We start from the raw sequence: 22,112 nt of genomic DNA on the forward strand, positions 1-22,112 counted from the left end.
ACCTTTTTGGCGGCGTTCATGTCTGCGGTCGAGCCAACTTTTCAGCGCGCCATTCACCAACTGTACAGCGAACACCACGGCTGGTTGTTCAGCTGGTTACGCCGCAAACTGCGCTGCCCGCAAAATGCCGCCGACACTGCCCACGACACCTTCCTGCGGATTCTCGGTTCGCGTGACTCAGTGGCGGCGATCCGTGAGCCGCGGGCGTTTCTCAGTACCACCGCACGCCGCTTGATCATCGATAAAGCACGGCGCCAGCATATTGAAGATGCGTACCTGCGCGAGTTGGCGCTGACGGTCGATGCGCTGGAGGGGTACCAGTCGCCTGAACAGATACTTGCCACCCTCGAAGCCCTGGAGCAGATCGCCTTTGTGCTTGAGGGGCTGCCTCCCAAGGTGCGCCAGGCCTTTGTCGACTATTACCTGGATGAACTGACCCAGGTGCAGATCGCACAGCGCCTTGAGGTCTCCGAACGCATGGTGCGCAAGTACCTGCTGCAGGCCCTGATGCACTGCAATCAGGCCCTGGACGTGTGAAGCGATGAACAGCGAGGACAGCGTCGAAGCCCAGGCTGCCGAATGGGTGCTGCGCATGAGTGAGGGCCCGTTGACGGCGCAGGAGCGTCAGGCCTTCGAGCACTGGCGTCAGCGCGACAGCCGTCATCAGGCCACCTTCGAACGAATCAGCAGTGTGGTCGCACAGTTGCACAGTTTGCGTACGCAACGGGCGCCGGCCCGGGCTGCGCTGCAGATGCCGGGCAAACGGCGGATCAGAAGCCGTCATCTGTTAGGTATCGGCGTGTTGCTGGCCAGTCTCGGCGTAGTGCAGAGCCTCAGCGGTTTTCGTGCCGACGACCTGTTTGCTGACCTGCATACCTCGCCGGGCGAGTGGCAGTCGCAGACGCTGGAAGATGGTTCGCGCATTACCCTGTTCGGCAACAGTGCGATCGACCTGCAGTTCGAGGGTGGTCAACGGCGTATTCAACTGCGCCGCGGCCAAGTGTTGGTGGATGTCGCGCACGACACCTCGCGGCCGTTTGTGGTCAGCACCGCCGAAGGCAGTTTCACCGCCTTGGGGACGCGTTTTGTCGTGAGCCGCGGGGAAGGGCAGAGTGAACTGAGCATGTTGCAGTCCACCGTCGCGGTGCGCAGTGCCGACCGCAGCCAGGCGTTGGAGGTACACGGCGGCGGGCGCGCCTGGGTGCGCGAAGATGCCGTGGGGCGCCTGCCCGACATCGATCCGGCCAGCCTCGAGCAGGCCTGGCAGCGCCATCAGCTGGTGGTCGAGGGCATGCCACTGCCGCAAGTGCTGCAGGCACTGGGGCGTCAACGCCAGGGTCATCTGCAGTTCGACGCCAGCCAGTTGGCTGATCTTAACGTCTCTGCGGTATTGCCGCTGGATGATACCGACCGGGCCTTGCAGCTATTGGCGCAGGCTTTGCCGATCCGTGTGCAGCAGTACACCGGCTGGTGGACACGCATCGAACGCACAACTACTGAAAAATAATCATTCCTATTGGTTCCGCATTGTCAGGCTGGCCCGTCAAGCAAAGGGCCAACATGATTAAAACAGGAGCCGTTTCCCCATGCGTCGATTTGCTGACCCGCAGGCCTTGAGCCCCATTGCCCTGTGCATCCACCTGGCCTGTGCCGGTGTTGCCATGGCCATGCCGCAACTGGCCACGGCCCAGTCCCAGCAGCACTACGATATTGCCCCAGGCTCACTGAGCAGCACCCTCAACCGCTTTGCACAGCAAGCCGGGGTGGCGCTGGTGTTCCAGGCCGAAGATCTGGTCGGACGCAGCAGCCAAGGCCTGACCGGTAGCTACACGGTGGACGAAGGCTTTGCCGCCTTGCTCGACGGCAGTGGTTATCGCATCAGCCACAGTGCCAGTGGCTATGTGTTGCAGCCGGTGGTTGATACCCAGGCCGGGCAAACCCTTGAGCTGGGCGTCACCACGGTGGCTGGCCAAGGCATGGGGGAGAGCACCGAGAACACCGGCAGCTATGCGCCCGGTTTGATCAGCGTCGGTTCGAAGTCGCCCACCAGCCTGCGCGAGACCCCTCAATCAGTGTCGGTGGTGACCCGCCAACTGATCGAAGACCAGCAACTGACCGACATCAACGAAGCAATGAGGGTCACGCCTGGGGTGATCACCCAGAGCACCACCTTCCGCATTCAGGATTTCATCTCTCGCGGTTTCTCGATCCAGAACCTGCAAATCGATGGCGCGGCCCCGCAGGCGCTGGGCACGGCGATGGGCTCGTTCTATTCCTCGAACATTTTCGACCTCGCCGAGTTCGACCACGTTGAAGTGTTGCGTGGCTCGGCAGCGTTGTTCGGCGGTTCGGGTGACCCGGGCGGCATCATCAACCTGGTGCGCAAACGGCCGATGGCCTACAACCAGCTCAAGCTGAGTCTCAGCGCTGGCAGTTGGGACAACTACCGTCAGGAGCTGGACATCACCGGCCCCATGGGCTGGGACGGGCGCCTGCGCGGACGGCTGGTGGTGGCCAACACCGACCGGCAGTACTTCGTCGACAAGCGCAGCACCGAAAAGCCCCTGGTGTACGGGGTGATGGAAGCCGACGTCAGCGACGATGACATGTTCACCTTCGGTGTGCGCTACAACAAATCCCATGAGAACGGCACGCAAAGCTCGGTACCGCGCTACAGCAACGGTGCCGACCTGGGACTGCCGCGCCACACCGGTCTGACCCAGAACTGGGCCTACGCCGACACCACGGCGCGCGAGTACTTTGCCAAGTACGACCACCGTTTCAACGACGACTGGAAGCTCAACCTGTCGTACACCAACATCTGGGACGTGTCGTGGTTCAAAACCGCCAGCACCCTTAATGCGGTAGACCCCAACACCAACACCGGGGTGGTCTGGTACGGCACCCAAAGCCGCCAGGAAAACGAACAGCACCTGTACGACGTCAACCTGGCGGGTAACTTCCAGGCCTTTGGCCTGGACCATCAACTGGTGCTCGGCGCCGACTACCAACGCATCGACAGCCGCTGGCTGGGCACCGCGCCGCACGACGGCGCCCGTGGTCCGGTGGATGTCTTCGATCCAGATTCCACGCCGTGGCAAGAGCCGGCCGACCACACCGACTACAGCCGCGACTACGACCCCAACGCCCAGCGCCAGTACGGTCTGTATTCCAGCTTGCGCCTGCAGTTGGCCGAGCCGTTGCACCTGATCCTCGGTGCGCGCGCGCAGCGCTATCACTTCACCCAGACCTACCAGACCCGCAACGGTACGCAATGGAGCACGGTCTCCGACGTCGATCAGCGCATCGGCACCAAAGTCACGCCGTTCGGCGGCATGGTCTATGACTTGAACGATCAGTGGTCGGCCTACGCCAGCTACTCGGAAATCTACAAGCCACAGTCCAACAAACTCTCTGGCCCGCAACCGGGCAGCCCGCTTGAGCCGATGACCGGCAAAACCTATGAAACCGGTCTCAAAGGCGAGCTGCTGGACGGCGCCCTGAACACCAACTTCGCGTTGTACTACACCACCCGTGAAGACGAAGCGGTACGCGACCCGGCTTACATCGACAGCAGCAACCTGTTCGCCGGCAGTTGCTGTTACCTGAGCAGTGGCAAGGTGGTCAGCAAGGGCATCGACATAGAGGCATCGGGCGAACTGCTGCCGGACTGGACGCTGATCGGTGGCTATACCTTCAACCTCAATCGCAACCGCAGTGCCGACGCGCCACTGAGCACGGTGATGCCCAAGCACCTGTTCAAGCTCTATACTACCTACCGTTTGCCGGGCGTGTTGCAAGACTTCAAGGTCGGTGGTGGCGTGCAGGTGCAGAGCGCGACGTATGTGTCGGGTACCACCACCCGCTTCAACGCCGATGGCAGTGTCGCGCAGCGTGATGTGCCGTTCGACTTCAGCCAGGGCGGTTACGCCACCTGGAGTGCGTTGGTCGACTACAAACTCGACGAACACTGGGACCTGACCCTCAACGGCAACAACCTGTTCGACAAGAAGTACTACCAGACGGTCGGCACTTCGACCTATGGCAACTACTACGGCGATCCGCGCAACTTCATGCTGACCCTGCGCGGTACTTACTGACCGGGGAGGGCGGTGACCGGTCAGCTGTGAGCGGTTGCGGTGTGGGCCAAGCGGGCCTAAGGTCCAAGCGAGGCGTTGTCTGGAGCGGATGCACTGGCGCTCCAGCACCCACCGCGGTTGCGAGGTGTCCCATGCCCAGTAATTCCCGCCCGGCTGTGCTCGAACTGATCGGCAACACCCCCCTGGTGCGTGTCAGTCGTTTCGATACCGGCCCTTGTACCTTGTTCCTCAAGCTCGAATCGCAGAACCCCGGCGGTTCGATCAAAGACCGCATCGGCCTGGCCATGATTGATGCCGCCGAACGCGATGGCCGCTTGCGTCCCGGCGGCACCATCGTCGAAGCCACTGCTGGCAACACTGGCCTGGGCCTGGCCCTGGTCGGTCGGGCCAAGGGTTATCGGGTGGTGCTGGTGGTGCCCGACAAAATGTCCACCGAGAAGGTCCTGCACCTCAAGGCCATGGGCGCCGAAGTGCATATCACCCGCTCGGATGTCGGCAAAGGTCACCCGGAGTATTACCAGGACGTGGCAGCACGCCTGACCACCGAAATTCCCCAGGCGTTCTTCGCCGATCAGTTCAACAACCCGGCCAACCCGCTGGCCCACGAGTGCAGCACTGCGCCGGAAATCTGGGCGCAGATGCAGCACGACGTCGACGCGATCGTGGTTGGCGTCGGCTCGGCCGGCACGCTGACCGGTTTGACCCGTTTCTTTCGCCGGGTACAACCGGACCTGGCCATGGTGCTGGCCGACCCGGTTGGCTCAGTAGTGGCCGAGTACAGCCGCAGTGGCGCCCTGGGCACGCCCGGGAGCTGGGCGGTGGAGGGCATCGGCGAAGACTTCATCCCGTCGATCGCCGACTTGTCCAGCGTACGCCAGGCCTATTCGGTCAGTGACGAAGACAGCTTCGAGCATGCCCGCCAGTTGCTGCGCGCCGAAGGTATCCTCGGCGGCTCCTCGACTGGCACGTTGTTGGCTGCCGCCCTGCGGTACTGCCGCGAGCAAACCGAGCCCAAACGCGTGGTCAGCTTTGTTTGCGACACCGGCACCCGCTATTTGTCGAAGGTCTACAACGATCAATGGATGACCGATCAGGGCCTATTGCAGTTCAAGCACTACGGCGACTTGCGTGACCTGATCGCCCGGCGCTTTGAAGATGGCCGAGTGATCAGCGTCGGCCCCGGCGATACGTTGCTCACCGCCTTCCAGCGCATGCGCCTGGCGGATGTCTCGCAATTGCCGGTGCTCGAAGACGGGCAACGGCTGGTCGGGGTGATCGATGAGTCGGACATCCTCGTCGGCATGCACGCCGACCCTACGCACTTCAGCCTGCCGGTGGCCAGCGCCATGACCGACAAGCTGCAAACCCTGCCACCCAGTGCCAGCCTGTCTACACTGCAAGCGGAACTCGACCGTGGACTGGTGGCGATCATTGCTGATGCCCAGGGCTTCTATGGCCTGATTACCCGTGTCGACATGCTCAACCACCTGCGCAGGTCTTTGCCATGAGCCAATCCGACGAACGCAGTTTCGCCACGCGCGTGATCCATGCCGGGCAAACCCCCGACCCTTCCACTGGGGCGTTGATGCCGCCGATCTATGCCAACTCCACCTATGCCCAGCAAAGCCCCGGGGTGCACAAAGGCCTGGATTATGGCCGCTCGCACAACCCCACGCGCTGGGCGCTGGAGCGGTGTGTTGCCGACCTTGAAGGCGGCACCCAGGCATTTGCCTTCGCTTCCGGGCTTGCCACCATCGCCAACGTCCTGGAACTGCTGGATGCCGGGGCGCACATCGTTTCTGGCAATGACCTGTACGGCGGCACCTTCCGCCTGTTCGAGCGGGTACGGCGGCGCAGCGCCGGGCATCGCTTCAGCTTTGTCGACCTGAGTGACCTGGAGGTGTTCGAAGCGGCATTGCAAGACGACACGCAAATGGTCTGGGTCGAAACCCCGAGCAATCCGTTGCTCAGCCTCACCGACCTGAGCGCGGTGGCCGAGATCTGCCGTCAGCGCGGCATTCTCTGTGTGGCCGACAACACCTTTGCCAGCCCTTGGGTACAGCGCCCGCTGGAGCTGGGCTTCGACATCGTCGTGCACTCGACCACCAAGTACCTCAATGGTCACTCCGATGTCATCGGCGGGATCGCCGTGGTGGGTAACCCCGAACTGGCCGAGCGCCTGGGCTTTTTGCAGAATGCGGTGGGTGCGATTGCCGGGCCGTTCGACGCCTTCCTGACCTTGCGCGGGGTGAAAACCCTGGCCTTGCGCATGGAGCGTCACTGCAGCAATGCGCTGGAACTGGCCCATTGGTTGGAGCGTCAGCCGCAAGTGGCGCGGGTGTATTACCCAGGGCTGGTCTCACATCCCCAGCACGGCCTGGCACGGCGGCAGATGCACGGCTTTGGCGGAATGATCTCGCTGGACCTCAACACTGACCTGGCCGGTGCCCGGCGTTTTCTGGAAAGCGTCGGTATATTCGCCCTGGCCGAAAGCCTTGGCGGGGTGGAAAGCCTGATCGAGCACCCGGCGATCATGACCCATGCCAGCATTCCTGCCGAAACCCGCGCGCAATTGGGGATTGGCGATGCGCTGGTGCGGTTGTCGGTTGGGGTGGAAGACGTCGAAGACCTGCGCGCCGACCTGGCCCAGGCCCTGGCCAGAATCTAATTCACCTGGTGGGAGATACTGTCTTGCACCACCTGTAGGAGCGGGCTTGCCCCGCGATGCGGTGAGTCAGGCAAACCGCAATCGCGGGGCAAGTCGGATCGCCGCCCCGCCGCCCCTACAGCTGGAATTGATCACCGGATTTGTAAACAATAGCGCCCGCGAAAAAAGCGCTACCCGTTTACTGATCGAGACTGCCATGCCTGCCACGCCCTTCACTGTCGAAGTGTTGCAAACCAGCCCGGAACAAGCCGAGTTGATCCGCAACCTGTACCAGTTCTATGCCTATGAATCTTCAGACTGGGAGCAAGAAGATGTCGAAGTGGATGGCCGCTTCTATATCCACGAGGAGCATCTGCTGCGTTACTGGCAGGAGCCAGAGTGGAGCGCCAACCTGATTCTGGTCGACGGCTTCATTGCCGGCTTCCTGCTGATCGAGGGAAGCGAGTTTGCCGATCTCAACGCTCTGGAACTGGCCGACCTGTTCATTCTCAAGCGCTACCGGCGCAAAGGCATTGGCCGCGCCGTGGCCAGTCAGGTGTTGCTCAGCGGCGAGCGCGACTGGCTGGTGCGCTTCTATGACCAGGACGAAACCGCCCAGGCTTTCTGGCGCGCGGTGTTGGACAACTTGCCCCGGCCGGTGCGCAACCTTGAACTGGATGATGAGCCCGAACTGGTCAGCTACCTGGTGACCCGCGCGCTGCATTGATTCTTGCCAAGCCTGACAGGCTCATGTTCCATTGGGGCGCCATTCGCTATCAGGAGCCAGTCGAGCATGAGCTTATCGTCAGTCCGGGCCTTCTTTGCCCAGCACGCCCCGCAGATTCCCGTGATGGAGTTGCAAACCAGCACCGCCACCGTGGCGTTGGCCGCTGAAGTGCTTGGTGTTGAGCCGGGGCAGATTGCCAAAACCCTGTCGCTACGGGTCGGTGACGAGGTGATCTTGCTGGTTGCCCGCGGCGATGCTCGGCTGGATAACCGCAAGTACAAGCAACACTTCGGCGTCAAAGCCCGCATGCTGGATGCCTCGCAGGTCGAAGAGCAGACCGGACACCCGGTCGGCGGCGTCTGTCCGTTTGGTCTGGCGCGGCCACTGCAGGTGTATTGCGATGTTTCGCTCAAGGATTTTCCGCTGGTGTTTCCGGCAGGCGGGGCGGCCAATGCTGCCGTGCGTATCGAGCCTGAACAGCTGGCTGCGTTGGTGAATGCGCAGTGGGTCGACGTGGTTGTCGGCGAGCAAACCTTGGCTTGATATCTCGGTAGGAGCGGGCTTGCCCCGCGATTGCGGTTTGCCTGTTTCACTGCTATCGCGGGGCAAGCCCGCTCCCACAGCAAGCCCGCTCCTACAGATGCGCCATTCGTCGCAACAGCCGGGGAGGGCTGTTGACGGCAATGGCCGCTTGTTTGATTATCAACCAATCGCATGCGATTTAATCGTTAGCGATAATAATCAACACTTCGAAGGAATACCCCATGAGCAAGATCGACAAAGTCCTGGTAACCGGCAAAACCCACACCACCCTCAGCGTTGCTGGCAGCACCGCACGTGGCCTGGATATCCAGCTGTCGTCGCCAGGCGCCAGCAAGCCAGCCCATGTCTTCAACGCTATCCAGCCACACCCGACTGCAGAGCAGTTGTTCTCAGGAGCCTGGTCGGCGTGCTACATCGCCGCGCTGGAGCTGGTTGCCAAGGAAATGAACGTGGCGCTGCCCGCCGGCCTTGCGGTTGAGATCGAAGTCGATCTTGGCCAGACCGGCAAAGACTACCTGCTGCAGGCGCGCTTGACCGCCCATCTGCCAGGTCTGGACCCGGAAGTCGCCGATGCCCTGGTGCATGCCGCCGACCAGGTATGCCCGTACTCCAAAGCCACACGCGGCAACATTGCCGTAACCTTGAAGGCCGTCACTGCGTGACTTGACTTCGCGGTACAGGGACGAGACGATCAGCTAGGTCGCACGCGATTTAATCGCGCAAACCTTAAAGCACCAACGGCCAGGTCAGCGCACCTGGCCGTTGCGCGTTGCGCTCCAACCAACCGAGGAATCGCCCATGAAGCCTACCGACCCGGCACGGCCTGCAGAGCTGAAGCTTTCCGAGTTTCTGTGTTTTGCCGTGTATTCGACTAACCTCGCGTTCGGCAAGGCCTACAAACCGAAGCTTGAGCGTCTGGGCTTGACCTACACCCAATACATCACCCTGGTTGCCTTGTGGGAGCAGGACGACCAGACCGTCGGCAGCCTGGGTGAAAAGTTGTTCCTGGAATCCAACACCCTGACCCCGATCCTGAAAAAGCTTGAAGGCATGGGTTATGTACAACGCCAGCGCGACCCCGAGGATGAGCGTCAGGTACGCATCCGCCTGACTGCGGGCGGCCGGCAGCTGGCTGACGAACGTTCGGACGTGGACCTGTTCGCCGCCACCGGCCTGACCGAGCAAGAGTTCTCGCAAATCCAGGGCGCGGTGGTGAAGCTGCGCGATAACCTGATCCGCTCGTTACAGGACCGCGAGTGAAGGGCAGCAGTGCCATGAAAATAATTGCCCGCAGGCTGTCCCCTTTTTTCCGCTCGATTGTCATCAAGGGCAAGTGAATCCATAAGAGTGCGCACCATGCCCGCAGTGACACGCCGCCCGATGCATCTTGCGTCTTCGTTTTCCTATTCCTCGTTGTGCCTGAGCCTGATGCTCGGCTTCGGCGCAATGGCGCCACAAGCGGCGCTGGCCGAGCGCGAACAACGCAGCTATAAAGTGCCCGCAAGCGATCTGGGTTCAGCGTTGATTCGCTTCGCAAGTCAGGCAGGGGTCAGTGTCTCGGTGGAGCCGGGGTTGGTGAGTGGGCGCCGCAGCGCCGGGCTGTCAGGCACGTACAGTGTCGATGAGGGCTTTGCCCGCTTGCTGCAGGGCAGCGGCCTGCAACTGCAGCCGGTGAGTACCGATGCCTATACCCTGGTACCAGTGCCACAGGGGTCAAATGCCCTGGAGATCGCACCAACCAGCATCCTCAGCCATACCAGCAGCGACCTGGACGGCGAGCGCTATGCCGGTGGCCAGGTGGCGCGTCGGGGGTCGCAGGGCTTGCTGGGCTCGCGGGATTTCATGGAAACCCCGTTCAGCATGACCACCTACACCAGCGAGGCGGTGCAGAACCAACAGGCGCGCACCCTCGGCGAGCTGATCGCCAGCGACCCCTCGGTTCGCGCGACCAACCCCGCTGGCGGGCGCTTCGAGCAGTTCACCATCCGTGGTTTCAGCCTGTTTAACAGCGATGTCGCCTACAACGGCTTGTACGGCGTGCTGCCAACCTATTCGATAGACATGGAAATGGCCGACCGCGTTGATGTGATCAAAGGGCCGAGCCAGTTGATCAACGGCATTTCGCCGCGAGGCAGTGTCGGTGGTGGTATCAACGTGGTGCCCAAACGTGCAGGTGACACGCCGATCACCGAGTTTACCGGTAGCTACGTGTCCGACAGCCAGGTCGGAGGCGCGGTGGATGTTGGCCGCCGCTTCGGTGATCAGCAGCAGTTCGGCGTGCGTTTCAACGGCGTCAAACAGTCGGGCGACACCGAATGGGACCATCAACAGGTCAGCCGTGAGCTGGCCGTAGTGGGTCTGGACTTTCGCGGCGAACGCGTGCGCCTGTCCGCCGATATTGGCCACAGCGAGCGCGACACTGACGCTCCCCAGGAGCGGGTGATCGTTGGCGCCAAAGCCAAGGTCCCGGACGCCGACGATGTGCGACGCAACTATGCCCAGGCCTGGAGTAAAGCGCGCACCAACGATACCTTCGGCACGCTCAATGCCGAATACGACCTCAGTGATTCGTTGCTGGCCTATGCGGCGGTCGGCGCGCGCAGCAGTAACCATGATTTTTTGCGTCACAACGTACCGGTGTCCAACGATGCGGGGGACTTCATCGTTCAGCCGCGCGATTTTACCCGTGATGAGAACGTCAAAACCGCCACAGCGGGCCTGCGCAACTGGTTCCACACCGGCGCGGTCAGCCACGAAGTGAACCTGGCGGCCAACTATTACTACATGGATTTCGAGAACGGCGGGGCGCGCTATGCCTCGGCGCCCAGCAACCTGTACAACCCGCGCCCCACGCCGACGCCAGGAACGCCAACACGCGAGGACGACAAGGCCTATACCGAGAACCGCTTCAGCAGTGTGGCACTGGCCGATACCCTCGGCTTTTTCGATGACCGTGTGCTGTTGACCCTCGGTGCCCGCTGGCAGCGGGTGCAGGTCGATGACTGGAGCAACGATGTCAAAGGCGCCACCGCCTACGATGAGGAGAAGGTTTCGCCCTCAGGCGGGATTCTGTTCAAGGCCACCGACAAGCTCTCCCTGTACGCCAACTACATGGAAGGTTTGAGCCAGGGCAAGATCGCGCCTTCGACCGCGATCAACGAAGACCAGATCTTCCCGCCGTTCATCAGCCGCCAGGTAGAGGTCGGAGCCAAATACGACCTGGGCCGCTTTGCCTTGACCGCTGCCGCGTTTCGCATCAAGCAACCGGCCTACGAGACCAACGCTACCACGCGGGTGTTTGGCCCCAGCGGCAAGCGCGAGAACAAAGGGGTTGAACTGACGGTATTCGGTGAACCCGTGGCAGGGTTTCGTCTGCTGGGTGGGCTGATGTACATCGACAGCGAGCTGAGCGGTACCGTGGGTGGCATTTTCGATGGCAATCGCGCCCCGGCAACGCCGGAGTACAACGTCAACCTCGGGGCCGAGTGGGATGTGCCGGAGATTGCCGGATTGACCTTGACCACCCGCGGTATCCACTCCAGCTCGCAGTACCTGGATCAGGCCAACAGCAAGCAGATTGACGGTTGGGAGCGCTTTGATGCCGGGGCGCGGTATGCCTTCAAGGTCGACGGCAAGGCCATTACCCTGCGCGCCAGTGTCGAGAACCTGCTCGACGAACGTTACTGGGCCTCGGCGGGTGCTTCCGACGACAGCGAAGCCGGGCTGACGCTGTCTACCCCGAGGACCTATCTGCTCTCGGCAAGCCTGGGCTTTTAAGGCTCTTCACGGGGCGTCGGGGAAAGGGCTAGGTTTGGCTTTGGCTTTGGCTTTGGCTTTGGCTTTGGCTTTGGGGGCTTATCCAATTCTTGTGGTGGCTGGGCTGGCCCTTTCCGCCCTTACGGCGGCCTCCTTTTTTCTTGGAAAAAGGAGGCAAAACCGCTGGCTCCTGCATTCGGCCCTACGCTTCGCTCCGGGTCCCCTCGGCTCCGGCGACTTCCAGGCCCGCGCGGCCTACGACTTGCTACGCAAGTCTACATCTCGCGCCTTCGGCTACGCCGAAGGGTGCTAACGCACCTGGCCCTCCAGTCACCTCCACTCGGCCTTCTGAAGTCGCTAAGTTACGGGCAGCGCCTGGGCTGGCGTTAGCTTCGCTAGTGTCGGTTGGGGTGGCTTGTCGTTTTGCTTTTGCTTTTGCTTTGCGTGCGCGTTAGTTCAGGCGCCGCGGTTTGCGACTTCAGGAGGCTGAGTGGAGGTATTGCGTAGTGAGGTGACGGGCAGGAGCCCGTCAAGCGCTTCGGGCCATGGATGGCCCGTTAGCGCGGTCCTCGCGGGAGCAATGCCGGAGGGAAGGAACCCGAAGCGCAGCGTAGGGCCGGATGCAGGAGCGAGCGGCTTTGCCTACTTTGCCCAAGAGCAAAGTAGGCCGCCGTAAGGGCGGAAGGGGCCAGTGGTGCCACCCCAGCAATTGGATAAGCCCACAGCCTCAAAGCCAAAGCCTTGACCCGCCACCGGGGTTGGCTATCGTTTTGTAAAGGTGCCGGGTCTCGCGACCCCACACCGCGTTCGGCCTATGGTTTGCCACAAGCCTCAGAGGTACCGGTATGTCTTACAAAGACGACTTCTCCAACGCTCAAGGGTGGTCGGCGGTCGATGTAAGCACCCGCCTCAATACAACGGCTGGTAAAACCTTTCTGGCATTCTTGCGCAGCCAGGGCGTCGATACCCTGATCCGATACTACGCCAGTTCCGTCAGGGCCAAGACCCTGACCGCTGCCGAAGCCAAAATGTTATGCAAAGAAGGCTTCGCGCTGTTGCCGGTGTATCAGGACAGCAGCCGCAAGATCGAACATTTCTCTACCCAGCAAGGCATCGACAACGCCAAAAGCGCCATGGAGTTTGCCAAGCTGGTCGGCCAACCCAAGGGCAAAGGCAGCACCATTCTGTTCGCCGTCGATGCCGACTACCGGGCCAGTGAAATCGATGGGCCGATACTCGATTATTTCCAGGCAGTTAAAAACCAGATAGGCGGGGCCTTCAACATTGGCGCCTATGGCAGCGGGGCGGTGCTGTCCAAGCTGTTGGCGGAGGGGTTGATCAGTGTGCCGTGGATCTCGATGTCACGGCTGTTTACCGGCACCGAAGGGTTTTTCTATACCGGGCGCTGGGCCATGCGTCAGGTGCCGCCTGATCTGACCCACGAGGCCTCGGGCATTGGCTACGACCGCAATATCATCAAAGTATCCCGGCAAGCGCTGGGGGCCTTTGTGGTGGACGAGCTGGGCCATGGTTCACCGGCCTGGGACGAAGATTTGGACGCCACTTTGGGTGGCAATCCGCAGGCGGTGGTCGACGAGCAGCCGGTACTGGCCGGCGAGCGCTTTGTCACCACCGAAGGGGTACGCCTGCGCGAGGCACCCAACAGCACCATCCTGCGTGACCTGACCATCGGTGAGAAGGTCGCTGATCTGGGGCCTTCGACCGAGGCCGGGTGGCGCAAGGTCAGGATCGGCATGGAGGAGGGCGTGATATTCGGCAAGTACCTGCGCGAGCCAGTACGCCCCGAGATCGAAGCATTGCTGCGCGCTGCGCTAAACGAATGGCTGCGTTTCGACAAGGGCCAGGCCGATGAGCGCGCCGCCCCGTATTACACCTATGTGCGGGAAATGTGGGCAGCGATTGGCGAGCCTTACGACGGCCGCAGCCGCTACGCCAATGGCGAGGAAGTGCCATGGTCTGCGGCCTTTATTTCCTGGGTGGTGCGCAAGGCCGGGCCTGCCTACGCCAACTTCGCGTTCGCCTCGGGCCACTCGGTGTTCGTCAACAACGCGATCAAGGCGCGCATTACCGAGCGTCTGGACAAACCGTTCTGGGGCTATCGCATCAACGAACAGAAGCCGGAGTTGGGCGACATCATCCAGCGCAACCGCAGCTCGGGCAACTTTACCTACAGCTATGCAGAAAACCACGCCAGCTACATCAGCCACTCCGACATTGTCGTGGAAGTGACCCCGGACGTGGTGCGGGTATTGGGCGGCAATGTCAGTGACACGGTGATGATGAGTGGCGATCTGCAGGAGTACCAGGTGGATGCCGATGGCTTCATAGCGCCGGGCCAACGGGTGATTGCCCTGCTCAAGAACCGGGCTGGCCTGATTCGTTGATCTGTGTGGGTAAGGGGTGCCAGGCGCTCGGCGCTCACGGAAAGCTGCGCGCAAAAGCAGCTACGCTGCTACGCAGGGAAGCAATCAAGTGGCAGGGGTTATGAGTGAAACGCGTCTGGTATCCATTGGCCTGCGTGGCCTGATTCTCGTTCTGGTGCTGATGGCCGTACTGGCAACCTTGTGCAACAGCTTGTGGGTGGCTTACGGGGTGCAACGCGATGCCCTGGTGCATTCGGCACTTCAGGCCAACCAGGCCTATGCCTCGAAGGTGGCCTCCGGAATTGACCAGTTCCTCAAATCGGCACACAACCGTTTGCGCTATAGCAGCCAGCGTCTTGGCCGCCATTTTGCTGATCCGCAGGTGCTTGCGGAAGAAGCCGAGCGCCTGCAGGCAGAAGACAACGCCTTCAACGCAGTGCTTATCGTGGCTGCCGACGGCAAAGCCGTGCAAATCTACCCGCCCCAGGAGCAGATCATCGGTAGCACGTTGGGCAAGGATGAAGTGGTCCAGGCGTTGCGTGAACAGCGCCCGATGGTCAGCCATGCTTACGTGAGTGCAGCGGGCAATCTGATCGTGTTTATCTCGCAGCCGGTATTCAACCCTGACGGTGAATATCTCGGTCTGATTGGTGCATCGATCTACCTGCGTCAGCGGGGCATCTTGCACACGCTGATCAGCAACCACTTTCTTCAAGACGCTGGTTTCGCGTTTGTCACCGATGAAAACCGTCGTCTGTTGTACCACTCCGACCGCATCAGAATCGGCGAGGTGTTGGGCCAGAGCGCAACCGTCGATGCCGCCATACGTGGCGAGCACGGGCCGATGGAGGCCATCAACTACAAGGGCATTCCCATGCTCGCCGGTTACGCCCAGGTGCCGGATGTCAACTGGGCGGTGGTTGCGCAACAGCCGCGAGCGCAGGCGCTGGCCCCGCTCGGGCAATTGCTGCGCGACATGCTGGTTAACATCATTCCTGCCGGTGTGCTGGGGCTGGTGGCGATCTGGCTGGCGACCCTGCTGATCTCTCGACCCTTGCGGCAACTGGCAGTCAACGCCGAACAGTTGGCGGCACCACAGACACCGGAGCGGTTGCAGGGCATCAAGGCATGGTACGCCGAAGCTGCTGCCATTCGCCGGGCGCTGCTCACCGGGGTGCAGTTAACGCAACAGAAGCTCGGCCACCTGAGCCACCAGGCACAGAGTGACCCGCTGACGGGTCTGGCCAACCGTCGCGCCATGAATGATGCGTTGCAAGCGCTTACGCAGGCGCAACTGGATTATGCGGTGCTGGCACTGGACATCGATTTCTTCAAGCGGGTCAACGACACCTTCGGCCATGATGTCGGCGATCAGACCCTCAAGCAGGTGGCCACGGTCATTGCCCGCAACTCACGGGACAACGACCTGGCCTGTCGTGCAGGCGGTGAGGAGTTCACGCTGATCTTGCCGGAAACCGACCTGCAGGCTGCCAGTGATATCGCCGAACGCATTCGCCAGAGCATTGCAACCACCCAGATTGTGCCGTCCGGCTCGCTGACCATTTCTATCGGGGTGGCCTGCCGTAGTGACGACACGCCCACTCCGGAGGCGATCCTCAAGCGCGCCGACGAGCGCCTCTATCTGGCTAAGCAAACCGGCCGTAACCGCGTGGTGGCCGGCTGAAGGTCAGCCGGTCAGACGCTCCACTGTCCGGCTGCGCCGGGCATCGAGGCTGCTCAGGGGATTGCCCAGGCGCGTCGGTGACTCACCGGTGAGCTGGCTCAGCAGGGCGATGAGCTCCTCACCGTACACCGTGCCCTGCTCATGCAGCAGCTGCGCCACGGCGCTCAACTCGGCCCAGTAGCGACGTACCAGACAACCCGCACGCGCGATGGCCAGGGGTTCGGCATCCAGTACCTTACGGGCCGGCAGCAGGGTGATCAACTCCATCGCGCGCTGACGGTCACCGGCACCACTGCGGGTAATGCAGCGTTCCGAGGGACTATGCCGGTAGATCGCCTCGGCCACCGGACCGGCCAGGCAATGGATCAGGTCGCGTTCAATCGCTTCGACCATCGACGGCAGGTACTCGGCAATACCAGGGGGTTCGAAGGCTGGCAGCGGCACCAGGTACTCAGCTTCGACCAGGCCCTTGACCTGCAACAGATTGCCGCGCAGGTCGGCCATTGGTCCGAGCAGCGCTTCGGCACGGGTGCGCACGGTGACACGCTTGATGCGCTGGCCATTCCACCAGAACGCCAGAACATGGCCGGCTTCATGGAAGGCGGTGCAGCGCGGGCGCGTGTTCATGATCCAGGCCTCATTCGTGCTGGAAGCTTTTACACGATCTGCCTGCGGCCTGTACTTCGTACAAGAGATTTTTACTATCAGGGTGCAAGAGCGCCGCTATTACCGATCAGTGCACAGGTTTAGTGGGAGATACTGTGGGAGCGGGCTTGCCCCGCGATGCGGTGTGCCAGACAGACCGCTATCGCGGGGCAAGCCCGCTCCTACAGTGGGTGGTGCATACAGGCGGCGAGGTCTTCGAGGAAGGCGTCGAGGATCGGTGGCGATACACCGCGCCGGGTAATGACATCGAACGGTGAGGTCAAGTCCAGGGTGTTGGCGCCCAGACGGCACATTTCACCGGTTTTCACCCATTGCTCGGCAAAATGCACCGGCAGAAAACCGACGTAAGCCCCGGAAATGATCAGGATCGCCGCTGCCTCGATGTTCTCCACGGTGGCCGCTGCTTTGCTCACGCCCAGCTGTTGCAGGTCGTACTGGTCCATATAGCCGCGCACCACGATGCGACTGCTGCGCACTTGCTCAAGCAGGCGCCCGTTCGCCGCCGTGCTGGCGTACAACGGGTGGCGGCGGCCACAGTACAGGCCCAGCGCTTCCTCATACAGCGGCAGGTACGACAGCCCCGGTACGTGCAGGGGAAAGTGGCCGATAGCCAGGTGCAGGCGCCCGTCGAGCACGCGCTCTTCCAGTTCCGCCGGGGCGCCAATGTAGATGTGCAAGTGCGCGTCGTGGCCTCGGGAAACAAAGCGCTGGGTGGTACGCGGCAGCGGTGAGGCGGGGTCGGTCAGGGTCGAGTCGATGATGCCCAGGTTGAGCTTGCCGCTGATGTGCTGTTTGAGTACATCGGCGTCCATGCAAAAGCTTTCCACGGCGCTGAGCAGGCGTAAGGTCGCTTCGTGGATGGCGATGCCTTGCTCCGTAAGACGAAAGCCACTGCGCCCGCGTTGGCAAAGCTTGACCCCGAGGCGGGTTTCCAGGTGGGTCATTTGCTCGCTGATGGTCGATTGACCGGCGTTGAGTGCCGCCTGCGCCGCAGAAAAACCGCCGCACTTGACGATGGTGGTAAACACCCGGAGCAGTTTCAGATCGACATCGTGGAGCTGGATCACCCTCACCTCCTGTCCGTACCTCACATCGCGGGGGCTGATATGAATTGTCGGACAATGTTTTTTTCGCAAGCTAACCATGAGCGTGTGGCGTCCGCAATCCTTGGCGATTGAAAAACACCGGCCATGCCGCCGGCCTTCGCCAATTCACGCGCACGCATACGGATACTTCGGCTGCGCCGATGTATGCATCTGCACTTGCGCATTTTTCCCCTGCCGGACTGCGACCATAGTGGCTGCAACGGTGGTCGAGCAGTCGCCCCGTCTCCTGACCAGAACAATAATTGGAGAAACTCGAACATGGCTAAGCACGGTTATGAATCCGGCCGCTTGAACCTGCCCTTCGTGGGCCATTGCACCTTCGCCAAGTCGCCGATTTGCACCGACTGGAATGCGATCGATGCCGACGTGGCGATTCTCGGTGCCCCCAACGACATGGGTACCCAATGGCGCTCCGGCGCACGTTTTGGGCCACGTGGCATCCGTGAGGCATCGACGCTGTTCTCCTTCGGTCATGCCGGTGCTTACGACTTCGAAGATGACGTCACCTACCTGACTGAAGATCAGCTGCGCATGGTTGACGTTGGCGATGCCGACATTGTCCACACCGACCAGGCCAGCAGTAACGCCAACATCGAGTTTGCCGTGCGCCAGATCCTCGCCGCAGGCGCCATGCCGGTGGTACTGGGCGGTGACCACTCGATCCACGCCCCGGTGATCAAGGCCTTCGAAGGCCGCGGCCCGATCCATATCGTGCATTTCGACGCGCACCTGGACTTCGTCGACGAACGCCATGGCGTGCGTTACGGCCACGGCAGCCCGCTGCGTCGCGCCTCGGAACTCGACCACATCGTTGGCATGACCCAGATGGGTATCCGCAACGTGTCGTCCTCCAACCGCGACGACTACGATGCCGCCCGCGAAGCTGGCTCGCAGATTCTCTCGGTGCGCGACGTACGTCGTCTGGGCTGTGAAGGGGTGCTGGCGAAGATCCCGGAAGGCCGCGACTACTACATCACTATCGACATTGACGGCTTCGACCCGTCGATTGCCCCCGGTACCGGTACCCCGAGCCATGGCGGCTTCCAGTACTACGAAGTGCTGGAAATCATCCAGGCCCTGGCCAAACGCAGTCAGGGCCGGATCGTCGGCATGGACCTGGTGGAAGTGGCGCCAGCCTACGACCCGGCCGGTGTCACCTCGATCCTCGCTGCGCAACTGCTGATGAACAGCATTGGTTTCATCTTCCATGCGCGCGCCCGCGCTCGTTGATCCGGAGTACCTACCGTGGACGATAAGGTAAAAGCCTATCTGCAGGCGTATGGCGTGTGCGAAGCCACCCAGCGCTTTCTCTCCAAAGCGCAGCGCATGTTCATCGGCGGCGCCTGGCTGGAGGCCAGTGATGGCGCCAGCGCCGAGGTCATCGAGCCTTCCACCGAGCGCGTGCTGACGCGTATTCCGATGGGCACCGCAGATGATCTGGACCGCGCCGTGCGTGCCGCACGGGCGCAGTTCGACGGCGGCCCGTGGAGCCAGCTGAAACCGTTGGAGCGTGAACGCCTGATTCACCGCCTGGCCGACCTGGTCGAGGCCAACGCTGAAGAATTGGCAGAAATCGAATCGATCGACATGGGCAAGTCGGTTGCCCAGGCGCGTGCGGTCGATATTCAGGGCACCGTCGATACCCTGCGTTACTTCGCCGGCTGGGCCACCAAGATCCATGGCCGTACGGTCGAGCCTTCGCTGCCAGGCAATTACCTGGCCTACACCCGCAAGGAAGCGGTGGGTGTGGTCGGGGCGATTGTGCCGTGGAACTTCCCGCTGCAAACCATGGCCTGGAAGCTCGGGGCGGCGTTAGCTACCGGCTGTACGGTAGTGGTCAAACCGGCGGAACTGACGTCGCTGTCAGCCCTGCGTTTTGCCGAACTGGTGCAAGCGTCTGGTATTCCTGATGGCGTGCTGAACATCGTCACCGGACGCGGCAGCGTGGTCGGCACGGCGATGTCCAGCCACCCGGGCATCGACAAGCTGAGCTTCACCGGCTCCACGCCAGTGGGCTGCTCGGTGGGCAAGGCGGCCATGGATCAGATGAAACGCCTGACCCTCGAGCTGGGCGGCAAGTCGCCGGTGATCGTCTTCGCCGATGCCGACATCGAGGCGGCGGCGATTGCCGTGGCCAATGGCGTGTTCTTCAACTCCGGGCAGGTATGCGATGCCGGTACCCGCGCCTACGTCGAGCGCAGCGTCTACCCGCAGTTTCTCGAAGCGTTGGCGCGCTACACGGCAACCCTGAAGGTCGCTCCGGGCCTGGATCCGGACTGCTTCATCAGCCCGATGGTGTCGCGTCAGCAACAGCAGCGGGTGCTGGAATACATCGCGCAGGGCAAGGCTGAAGGCGCACACGTGTACTACGGCGGCGAGCCTGTCGAAGGCCCTGGCTTCTTCGTGCAGCCGACGATCTTTGCCGATTGCGATAACAGCATGCGCATCGTCCGCGAAGAGATCTTCGGCCCGGTGCTGGTGACGCAAGCGTTCGACACCCAGGAGCAGGCTGAAGCGCTGGCCAATGACTCGGCGTTCGGCCTGGCCGCGGCGATCTACTCCAACGACCTGGGCAAGGTCCATGGGCTGATCCCACGCCTGCGCGCCGGCACCGTGTACGTCAATGCCCACAGCACCCTCGACCCGTCCATGCCGTTTGGTGGCTACAAACAGTCCGGCTACGGCAAAGACTTGGGCGCCGAGCAACTGGAGTTTCTGCTGGAGACCAAGGCGGTCTGGATCACCTTGCCCTGAGGTACAGGGCCCACCCGCGGCGCTGACGGTTGGCGAGCGACGCGGGTGGCTGGATGCATCGTATTTCAATAACAAGAACCTATCGAGGTGATGCCCATGAACAGCCAAGTGGATGCAGAGCGTGCGCAAGATCTGGAACGGCGCCTGTGCGCCTATGAACAACTGGAGCGGCGAGGGGACTGGCAAGGTGCGTTGACGCTGGTCGATTGTGTGGCGCTGCTGTTGCTGACGGCGGTGATGGTCGGTGGCGCCTTGCTGCTCGGAGGCCAGCCATGAAGCCGAGCAGAGAACAAGAGTTTCGCCTGAGCGCCGAGCGCGGCGACACCCCGTTGTTGCCCAGTGAGCGGGTCTGGGGTTTCTGGGGCTACGCCTATGCCAACTCGGCGTTGGCCGTGGCCACCTGGGTGTTTTTGATCGGCGGCGCCACGGCGCTGTTCGTCGGGCCGTTGCAAGGCATCAGCGCCATTGTCATCGGCAACATCATCGGCGTGATTCTTGCGGCGTCTTCCACTTGCCTGCCCTGTGGCAAGTACGGCGTCGAGCAGTTCACCTTCTTGCGCAGCATGTTCGGCCACAACGGCAGCCGCCTGGTCTACATCCTCTCGGTGGTGGTGCTGACCATGGGCTGGCTGGCGGTGCTCGGGCTGATGTGCGGGCGGGCGCTGGACAACCTGGAAACCCTGGTGCAGCACAGCCAGCCTGACGGCGATGGCTGGCTGGTGACGGCGGGTGCCTTGCTGGCGATTGTGCTGGCAGCGCTGGTGGCCATGCGTGGCCCGGACATGATCCGGCGCCTGAGTGCATTGATCGCACCCAGCCTGATTCTGGTGATGCTGGCGCTGATGTACTTCATCTCCCAGCGTTACAGCTTCGCCCAGTTGCTGGCCATGCCGGCCCTGCAACCACCGTTCGCCGATCAGCGCATCAACTTCATGATCGCGGTAGAGATCAACATCGCTGCGGGCTTCTCCTGGTGGCCCTACATCGGCAACCTGTCGCGCCTGTGCAGCAACCAGCGCACTGCGTTCTGGCCCAACCTGGTGGGGATCTTCGGCGCCGCTTCGCTGGGTGAGACGGTCAGCCTGTTTGCCGCTTCGACCCTGGGCAGCAGCGACCCTACCGCCTGGATGCGCCTGGCTGGCGGCATGACCTTTGGCGTGATCGCCCTGAGCTTCCTGGCGCTGGCCAACCTGACCGGGATGGTCAACATCCTCTACACCGCCGTGATCGGCCTGCGGCAGATGGCCGGCGAGCGCCTGCGCAGTGTGCGCTGGGGTGTGCTGATCGGGCTGTTCTGCGTGATTCCGATCGTCATCGTGCTGTGCTTTCCCGGCATTTACGATGGCTTTTTCATCTTCCTGGTGTGGACCTCGGCACTCAACAGCGCCCTGGCGGGGATCGGTATCGCCGATTACTTCTTCCTGCGCCACCAACGCCTGAACCTGCGCCACCTGTATGCCGCGCCTGAAACCTCGCCCGTGCGCTTCTACAAGGGCTTCAACCCGATTGCCCTGGTGGCATTGGCAGCGGGCTTCGCCATCTACGTGCTGGTGTTCAACCCGCAGACCCTGGCCAACACCACCTTCTTCACCTTCGTCAGCGCTTCGCTGCCGTCTTGCCTGCTGGCGGGGCTGGTGCATTACGGGCTGACCCGACTGCTGGCAACGCGCCCGGGCTGGGGCAGCTACCCCAAGGGCAATGACCGCAACATCGGGGCTGTAGGCCTCGGCGCAAAGGACTAGAAC

The 22,112-nt window shown here is 62.1% G+C and carries 18 protein-coding genes; 16 read left to right on the forward strand and 2 right to left on the reverse strand.

The genetic code is table 11. The features are described 5' to 3' along the window. The first annotated feature begins 18 nt into the window (after positions 1-18). The 12 genes from ACVWSC_RS11230 to ACVWSC_RS11285 all read left to right on the forward strand — a co-directional run bounded on the left by ACVWSC_RS11230 (position 19) and on the right by ACVWSC_RS11285 (position 15,841). On the forward strand, positions 19-537 hold the full coding sequence (locus tag ACVWSC_RS11230; RefSeq protein ID WP_442113697.1) for a sigma-70 family RNA polymerase sigma factor: 519 nt from the start codon (positions 19-21) through the stop codon (positions 535-537). 4 nt (positions 538-541) lie between these two features. Next, positions 542-1,507, forward strand: a complete 966-nt coding sequence (locus ACVWSC_RS11235; RefSeq protein ID WP_442113698.1) for a FecR family protein — start codon at positions 542-544, stop codon at positions 1,505-1,507. 79 nt (positions 1,508-1,586) lie between these two features. Further along, positions 1,587-4,100 (forward strand): TonB-dependent siderophore receptor, encoded by a 2,514-nt coding sequence (locus tag ACVWSC_RS11240; protein WP_442113699.1) that lies wholly within the window; start codon positions 1,587-1,589, stop codon positions 4,098-4,100. 131 nt (positions 4,101-4,231) lie between these two features. Continuing rightward, on the forward strand, positions 4,232-5,608 hold the full coding sequence (locus ACVWSC_RS11245) for a pyridoxal-phosphate dependent enzyme (protein ID WP_442113700.1): 1,377 nt from the start codon (positions 4,232-4,234) through the stop codon (positions 5,606-5,608). Beyond that, positions 5,605-6,768, forward strand: a complete 1,164-nt coding sequence (locus ACVWSC_RS11250) for a trans-sulfuration enzyme family protein (protein ID WP_442113701.1) — start codon at positions 5,605-5,607, stop codon at positions 6,766-6,768. Before ACVWSC_RS11245 ends, ACVWSC_RS11250 begins: the two co-directional genes overlap by 4 nt. Before the next feature lie 196 nt (positions 6,769-6,964). After that, a complete protein-coding gene (locus tag ACVWSC_RS11255) occupies positions 6,965-7,474 on the forward strand; it encodes a GNAT family N-acetyltransferase (protein ID WP_442113702.1) in 510 nt (169 codons plus the stop codon). Positions 7,475-7,540: 66 nt separating this feature from the next. Further along, positions 7,541-8,017, forward strand: coding sequence for a YbaK/EbsC family protein (locus tag ACVWSC_RS11260; protein WP_442113703.1), 477 nt, complete (start codon positions 7,541-7,543; stop codon positions 8,015-8,017). Positions 8,018-8,238: 221 nt separating this feature from the next. Further along, positions 8,239-8,679 carry an Ohr family peroxiredoxin gene (locus ACVWSC_RS11265; protein ID WP_442113704.1) on the forward strand — a complete coding sequence of 147 codons (441 nt, stop codon included), beginning with the start codon at positions 8,239-8,241 and terminating at the stop codon, positions 8,677-8,679. A 136-nt stretch (positions 8,680-8,815) separates the two neighbouring features. After that, the gene (locus tag ACVWSC_RS11270; RefSeq protein ID WP_442113705.1) at positions 8,816-9,277 is read left to right on the forward strand and encodes a MarR family winged helix-turn-helix transcriptional regulator; all 462 of its coding nucleotides are present in this window, start codon (positions 8,816-8,818) and stop codon (positions 9,275-9,277) included. Positions 9,278-9,373: 96 nt separating this feature from the next. Further along, positions 9,374-11,794 carry a TonB-dependent siderophore receptor gene (locus ACVWSC_RS11275; RefSeq protein ID WP_442113706.1) on the forward strand — a complete coding sequence of 807 codons (2,421 nt, stop codon included), beginning with the start codon at positions 9,374-9,376 and terminating at the stop codon, positions 11,792-11,794. Between the two features lie 824 nt (positions 11,795-12,618). Continuing rightward, positions 12,619-14,178, forward strand: coding sequence for a DUF2272 domain-containing protein (locus ACVWSC_RS11280; RefSeq protein ID WP_442113707.1), 1,560 nt, complete (start codon positions 12,619-12,621; stop codon positions 14,176-14,178). A 100-nt stretch (positions 14,179-14,278) separates the two neighbouring features. Beyond that, complete coding sequence (locus ACVWSC_RS11285) at positions 14,279-15,841, forward strand: diguanylate cyclase (RefSeq protein ID WP_442113708.1); 1,563 nt, start codon at positions 14,279-14,281, stop codon at positions 15,839-15,841. A 3-nt stretch (positions 15,842-15,844) separates the two neighbouring features. On the opposite strand, the gene ACVWSC_RS11290 is transcribed toward ACVWSC_RS11285, so the two are convergent. Both ACVWSC_RS11290 and ACVWSC_RS11295 read right to left on the reverse strand, forming a co-directional pair. Beyond that, complete coding sequence (locus tag ACVWSC_RS11290; protein ID WP_442113709.1) at positions 15,845-16,468, reverse strand: hypothetical protein; 624 nt, start codon at positions 16,466-16,468, stop codon at positions 15,845-15,847. A gap of 200 nt (positions 16,469-16,668) precedes the next feature. Next, complete coding sequence (locus ACVWSC_RS11295; protein ID WP_442113710.1) at positions 16,669-17,574, reverse strand: LysR family transcriptional regulator; 906 nt, start codon at positions 17,572-17,574, stop codon at positions 16,669-16,671. 297 nt (positions 17,575-17,871) lie between these two features. Here ACVWSC_RS11295 and speB point away from each other — a divergent pair, with 297 nt between their 5' ends. The 4 genes from speB (at position 17,872) to ACVWSC_RS11315 (ending at position 22,109) form a co-directional block, all read left to right on the forward strand. Next, positions 17,872-18,843, forward strand: a complete 972-nt coding sequence (gene speB, locus ACVWSC_RS11300) for an agmatinase (protein WP_442113711.1) — start codon at positions 17,872-17,874, stop codon at positions 18,841-18,843. Between the two features lie 15 nt (positions 18,844-18,858). Further along, a complete protein-coding gene (locus ACVWSC_RS11305) occupies positions 18,859-20,367 on the forward strand; it encodes an aldehyde dehydrogenase family protein (RefSeq protein ID WP_442113712.1) in 1,509 nt (502 codons plus the stop codon). A 96-nt stretch (positions 20,368-20,463) separates the two neighbouring features. Next, on the forward strand, positions 20,464-20,643 hold the full coding sequence (locus tag ACVWSC_RS11310; protein ID WP_442113713.1) for a hypothetical protein: 180 nt from the start codon (positions 20,464-20,466) through the stop codon (positions 20,641-20,643). Next, positions 20,640-22,109 (forward strand): purine-cytosine permease family protein, encoded by a 1,470-nt coding sequence (locus ACVWSC_RS11315; RefSeq protein ID WP_442113714.1) that lies wholly within the window; start codon positions 20,640-20,642, stop codon positions 22,107-22,109. Before ACVWSC_RS11310 ends, ACVWSC_RS11315 begins: the two co-directional genes overlap by 4 nt. The last annotated feature ends 3 nt before the right edge of the window (positions 22,110-22,112 follow it).

The sequence above is a fragment of the Pseudomonas sp. NUPR-002 genome (assembly GCF_056322725.1).